The organism is Ruminococcus sp. RTP21204st1_B2_RTP21204_210225 (genome assembly GCF_040914135.1).
Classification (GTDB): domain Bacteria; phylum Bacillota; class Clostridia; order Oscillospirales; family Ruminococcaceae; genus Hominimerdicola; species Hominimerdicola aceti.
On the sequence record NZ_JBCPGA010000120.1, the window covers coordinates 1 to 1,289 of the forward strand.

Annotated in this window: 1 protein-coding gene; it reads left to right on the top strand. The window is 38.9% G+C overall.

Going from position 1 to position 1,289, the window contains the following annotated elements:
- Positions 1 to 1,251 (top strand): recombinase family protein (locus AB5123_RS14380; protein ID WP_368365006.1); only part of this gene is annotated, 1,251 nt, incomplete at its 5' end.
- Positions 1,252 to 1,289: the final 38 nt, after the last annotated feature.

Consider the following 1,289-nt stretch of genomic DNA (forward strand, 5'->3'; position numbering starts at 1 on the left):
TCTATCAGCCGTTTCGCAAGAAACACAAAGGACTGCCTGAAAAATATAAGGGAGCTTAAAAGCCTTGGAATAACAGTGTTCTTTGAGAAAGAAAATATCGATACCGCAAAGCTGACTGATGAAATGATGATAACCATTATGGGCGGTCTGGCTCAGGAGGAATCCACTTCTATTTCGCAGAACATGCGGTGGAGCGTTCAAAAGCGTATGCAGAATGGGACGTATAAGAATGCTACTCCGCCGTTCGGATTTAAAAAGGTAAACGGTAATTTGGAAATTGAAGAAAACCAAGCGTCGATAGTTAGACAAATCTTTGAGTGGTACATAAGCGGTTATGGACTAAAAGCAATAGCGGATAAGCTTAACGCCATGAATTTGCCCGGCAGTAAGCAAGCCGTTTTGTGGAAAGCAGATAATATACGATATATGCTTAAAAACGACAGATATATCGGAAACGCTATGTTTCAGAAAAGTTATGTTACCGAAACTCTTCCGTATATAAAAAAACGGAATTACGGCGAAAAGCAGAAATACTGTGTAACTGGAGTAAATCAGCAAATAGTTGATAAAGAAACCTTTTATGCGGCACAAAAACTGCTGGAATCTCGTCACAGAGATTTTGAAACCAACGTCTATCCATTAAGCAAAAAAGTGTTCTGCGGAAAATGCGGAGCGACATATAAGCACAGAAATCGAAAAAGCGGTGCATACTGGACATGCCGTAAACATGATGTTAATGCATCGGACTGCGAAAACGGAAGCATACCGGAAAGCAAAATCTATTTGGCTTTTATCCGTTTGTGTAACAAACTGTGGCACAATTACAAAGTTATTCTTACGCCGCTTCAAACATCATTGCAGGATTTGAAACTCAGAAAATTTAGCGGTCAAACTCAGATAATGGACGTACACAAGGAAATCGCCAAGCTTCGTGAACAGACTCATGTACTTGCACGGCTGAAAACAAAAGGATTTCTTGACGAGGTTAAATACATTGAGCAGACCACAGAATTGACTGCGAAAATAAATAAGCTGCAAGCAGAACTGAAAAAGCTTACACGTTCCGACGAAGAAGATGAGGCTTTGGATCAGATAGATATGCTGATTGACTTCTTTGAGAAGAGAGAAAAACCTATGACGGAATTTGAAGAATCGGCATTTGAGAGTATAGTTGAGAAAATCATTGTAATCAATCAGCACGAACTGGAATTCCATTTGATCGGCGGATTAAAATTCAAAGAAAATGTATAAAGCACATTGACAATTTAGCATAATTATGATAAAATATA